This window comes from Streptomyces sp. NPDC014764, assembly GCF_043082785.1.
Taxonomy (GTDB): Bacteria; Actinomycetota; Actinomycetes; order Streptomycetales; family Streptomycetaceae; genus Streptomyces; species Streptomyces althioticus.
Genome location: NZ_JBIBXY010000054.1, coordinates 1 through 1,482, shown reverse-complemented (window position 1 = coordinate 1,482; position 1,482 = coordinate 1). Strand labels below are relative to the sequence as shown.

The following is a 1,482-nucleotide window of genomic DNA, read 5'->3' as shown; positions in this document are numbered from 1 at the left end:
CTTGGGTTCAAGGGGTCGTCGCAACACCGCCTGGTTTCAGGTGGTGAGTAGATCACGTAGACGCTCGGCTGGGGTATCCCAGTCGAGCGTCTTGCGTGGGCGGCCGTTGAGTTCCTGGGCGACGTGTTCGAGATCTTCGGGACTGTGGACGCTCAGGTCGGTGCCCTTGGGGAAGTACTGCCGTAGCAGCCCGTTGGTGTTCTCGTTCGAGCCGCGCTGCCAGGGCGATGCCGGGTCGCAGAAGTAGACGGGCATGCCGGTGGCCATGCTGAACTGCTTGTGGCGTGCCATCTCGCTGCCCTGGTCCCAGGTGAGAGAGCCGCGCAGGTGGCCGGGCAGGGTCTGGATCGTGGCGACGAGGCCGTCACGGACGGTCTCGGCGTCGTGGGCTCCGCCCGGCAGGTGGACCAGCATGGTGTAACGGGTGCTGCGCTCGACCAGGGTGGCGATCGCGGAGCGGCCGCCCTGGCCGATGATCAGGTCGCCTTCCCAGTGACCGGGCACGGCCCGGTCCTCGATATCGGCGGGACGGTCGCTGATCATCACCATCGGGTCGGTGAACCGTGGGGTGCGCCGCTGGGGGTCCCTGCGTGGTTTGCGGCGGGTCCGGCCGGAACGGATGGCTGCCTGCACTTCCCGTTTCAGGCCACCGCGGGCCTGGAAGTACAGCGCCTGGTAGACCGTTTCCACGCTCACCCGCATGCTCTCGTCGTCGGGATGTTCTCTGCGTAGAGCGTGACAGATCTGCTGCGGCGACCACCGCCTGCGCAGTCCGTCCTGGACGAAGCGGCGCAGCCGTCCCTCACGCACCAGCTTGCGTTCCTTGGGCCGGGGCCTGCGCGCCGCGGCGGCGCGGTGGGCGGCGTAGGGCTGGTAGCCCTCGGTGCCTATGTTGGCATCGATCTCCCGCTTGACCGTGCTCGCCGGCCGCCCCAGAGCACGCCCGATAGCCCGCAGCGACTGACCCGCCGCGCGCAGATCACGGATCTTCTCGCGCTCGGCGAGCGTCAGGAACCGCGGGTGGAGCTGCTTTTCCAGGGCCGTCAGGCCCACCGGTGCCGTGGTCACACCGCACATCGTGACGGTCCCGGTGGCGTAGTCGACACGGCGGCCGTCGGCGTAAGTGCGTGTGGTGGCGGTCTTCTTGACGCCCCAGTCCCAGTCCTTGGCCGTGCGCTCGTTCACGCCGACCTGCCGGGCCGCGACCCGGCGGGCGACACCGGCGGCCCGAAGCCGCTCGTACTCGTCCCGCCCGGGATGCCGGCGCGGCAGGCGCACCGAGCTCCGTCCGGCCTTCCGGGCCCAGCTGAAAGCAGTGTTCCGGTTCACCCCCAGCTCACGCGCCACCACGGTCACGTTCCCCACGGCATCCAGCCGCGCAAGGAAACGCTCCCGCATCCCCGCAAGATCATCGCGTCCAACGGCCACGGTCCTCGCAACTCCCACAGATCGCGGGTGTTGCGAGGACCGTTAGAACCCAAG

Annotated in this window: 1 protein-coding gene; it reads right to left on the bottom strand. The window is 69.2% G+C overall.

What is annotated here, in order from left to right; genetic code table 11:
- Positions 1 to 36: 36 nt before the first annotated feature.
- A complete protein-coding gene (locus ACF1AG_RS34815; protein WP_391811054.1) occupies positions 37 to 1,077 on the bottom strand; it encodes an IS30 family transposase in 1,041 nt (346 codons plus the stop codon).
- Between the last annotated feature and the right edge of the window lie 405 nt (positions 1,078 to 1,482).